A 3,136-nucleotide genomic window follows, 5' to 3' on the forward strand; every position below is an offset into this window, starting at 1 on the left:
ACCCGGTCCTCGATGAGGGAGTGGATGGTCGCGGTGTCGGGGTAGGGGCCGGTGGTCCCGTTCCACTCGACCAGGATCTCCTGACGCTCCCGCTCGGTCAGCATGTTCAGCTCCGCGATACGCGCTTCGGGCGCCGCCACGACGGACTCCAGCAGCGTGCTGAGATGGCCGGCCATCCGCTCGATCGTCGCCGCGTCGAACAGGCTCCGGTCGTACACGAACCGGAACTCCAGGGCCCGCCCCGCCGACGCCACCAGGGTGAGCGGATAGCCGGTGCGCTCGACGCAGCCGACCAGGCGTCGCGTGAGTCCTTCGGGGAAGTCCGAGGGCTTCTGCACCACCGGGTAGTTCTCGAAGACCAGGATGGACCGGAACAGCGACTCACCGCGGGGGATGCTGCTGTGCTTCTGCACGTCGACCAGGTGGCAGTACTCCCACTGCCGCATCTCCAGCTGCTCGTCCTGCAGGCTCCGCAGCCAGCTCGCGACCTCCATGTCGCCCGTGAGCCGGCCGCGCACCGGGAGGGTGTTGATGAACAGCCCCATCATCGACTCCACGCCCGGCAGGGCGATCGAACGCCCTGAGATGGTCGAGCCGAACAGCACCTCGTCGCGACGGCTGTAGCGGGAGAGCAGGATGGACCACAAGCCCTGCACCAGCGTGTTCATCGTGATGCGCTGAGACCTGGCGTAGTCGCGAGCCCGCCCGAACAGGTCGGACGAGGCGTGCACCTCGAACTCCCCGACCCCCGTGTCCCCGGTGTCCCGGTCCACGTGCAGGTCGGTGGGCTCGGTGACACCCGCCAGGTATCCCTTCCAGAAGTCCGCCGATCCGTCCGCCTGGCGGGAGTTGAGCCACTCGATGTAGCGGCGGTAGGGAGCCGCCGGCGGCAGTGCGGCGGGGACACCGTCGAGCAGGCCGCGGTAGAGGGCGAACAACTCCTTCTGGAGGATCTGCACGCTCCACCCGTCCAGCAGGATGTGGTGGAACGACCAGACCACGTAACGCCGTTGCTCATCCGCCCGCAGTACGGTCACCCGCACCAGCGGCGCGCGGGACAGGTCGAATCCGCGCTCCCAGTCCTCCGCCAGAAAGGCGTCCAGCTGCTGTTGCCGGTCGGGCAGACCGCGCAGGTCGCGTACCGCGAACGGCACGGGCGCCCGGCGCTGCACCACCTGCACCGGCTCCGAGACGCCCTCCCAGACGAACGCGCTGCGCAGGATCGAGTGACGGTCGACGAGCTGCTGCCACGCCTGCCCGAACAACGCGTCGTCGAAGTGGCCCTCGACCTCTTCCGTCATCTGCACCATGTAGGGGCGGGTGTCGGACGTGTCCTCCAGCGAGTGGTACAGCATCCCGAACTGCAGGGGCGAGAGCCCGTAGACGTCTTCCACGTTGTGCGTGCTCATATCGAGAACCTCTTCAGGATCGCGGCCATGTCGGTGGCACCGACGTCGGTGAGGGGAACGGCGGGCGTCGCGCGGCGGGCCTCCACGGCCCCTTCGGCGCTGCCGGCGATCAGGGCGCGCAGGTGGCCCATCACGCCGTCGGCCAGCCGCTCGACGGTCTGCCGGTCGTGCAGTGCCGAGGAGTAGTTGACGTACACCCCGAAGGTGTCGCCCTCCACGGCCGCGGTCACGTCGAGGACGTTCCACCGCATGCCGTCGGGGCTGATCGAGTGCCCCTTGGGCTCGTCTGAGGGGGCGTACCGCCCGATGGCCGGGAGGTCCGTGGCGAACTGCCCCAAGTAGTTGAAGTTGACCTCGGGTACGGGTTGCCCGCCCAGCACGCGTGCCACGTCGGGTCCTCCGAGGTGGCGCAGGATGCCGTAGCCGACGCCCTTGTTCGGGATCCGTGCCAGTTGTTCCCTGACGGAATCGACCGACGCGACCGCCCCGGCGCCCGGCGCCAGTCGCAGTGCCACGGGGAACACGGACGTGAACCACCCGACGGTCCGCGACAGATCCACGTCGGGAAAGAGGTCTTCACGGCCGTGACCCTCCAGACCGATCAGCGTCTCGTCGTCGCCCGTCCAGTCCCGCAGCGCCTGGGCGAGGGCGGTGAGCAGCGCGTCGTTGATCTGGGTACGGAAGGCACGGGGCACGTCCCGCAACAGGGCACGTGTCTCCTCGGCGGTGAGGGTCGCGGCCACGGTGGACGCCGAGCGCAGGTCGTTGCGGCCCTCCCGGTCACGGGGCACCCGTCCACCGGGCTTCGCCTCCGCCCAGTACGCGAACTCGGCGCGGGCGGCATCCGACCCCGCGTACCCGCGCAGCCGTTCGGCCCACGCGCGGAAGGACGTCGTCTTCGCGGGGAGACGCGGCGCCCCGCCGGCAGCGCGCTGCTCGTAGCAACTGCCCAGATCCTCAAGCAGGATCCGCCAGGACACCCCGTCGACCGCCAGGTGGTGCACGGCGATGAGCAGCCGCTGACCCCGCCCCGCACCCAGCTCCAGCAGCGCGCAGCGGATGAGCGGCCCCTTGGCCAGGTCGAGTCCCCGCTGCGTCCGCTCCGCGATACCCAGCGACACCGCGCCCAGGGATTCCTCGCCGACGTCGGACAGGTCGTGGACATCGAGGACGGCGGCGTCCGATCCCTCGTCCAGATACTGGCGCCAGCCGTCGTCCCGGCTCTCGCACCTGAGACGCAGGGCGTCGTGATGCTCCACCAGGTCGGAGAGCGCCTGCCGCAGGATGTCGGGGTCCAGGGCGTCGGTGACCAGGAGTTCCGCCTGGTTGAAGTGGTCGAAAGCCGGCAGTTCCTTCTCGAAGAACCAGTGCTGGATCGGCGTCAGCGGTACGTCGCCCACCACGTGGCCCTGCTCCGCGTCGACCAGGGTCGTCGCACCGGCCTGTGTCGCGATCTCGGCGATCGTCTGGTGCTTGAAGATCATGCGCGGAGTGAGATGGACACCGAACTTCTTGGCCCGGGCGATCATCTGGATGCTGATGATCGAGTCGCCGCCCAGCTCGAAGAAGTTGTCGTGGATGCCGACGGAATCGATGCCGAGGATGTCGCCCCACACCGAGGCGAGTGTGCGTTCGGTGTCGGTGCGGGGAGCGGTGTAGGCGTTGGCGAGGTCGGGGCGGTGGGTGTCGGGTGCGGGGAGTGCTTTGGTGTCGACTTTGCCGTTGGG

2 protein-coding genes are annotated in these 3,136 nt (G+C 69.1%); both read right to left on the reverse strand.

All coding sequences use genetic code 11. The features are described from left to right. Positions 1-1,409, reverse strand: a 1,409-nt coding sequence (locus Q0994_RS33740) for a condensation domain-containing protein (protein WP_299542522.1), incomplete at its 3' end; no start/stop codon positions are given. Then, a partial coding sequence (locus Q0994_RS33745) for a condensation domain-containing protein (RefSeq protein ID WP_299542524.1) occupies positions 1,406-3,136 on the reverse strand: 1,731 nt, incomplete at its 5' end. The genes Q0994_RS33740 and Q0994_RS33745, both read right to left, overlap by 4 nt.

The sequence above is a fragment of the uncultured Streptomyces sp. genome (assembly GCF_947488945.1).
Lineage (GTDB): Bacteria > Actinomycetota > Actinomycetes > Streptomycetales > Streptomycetaceae > Streptomyces.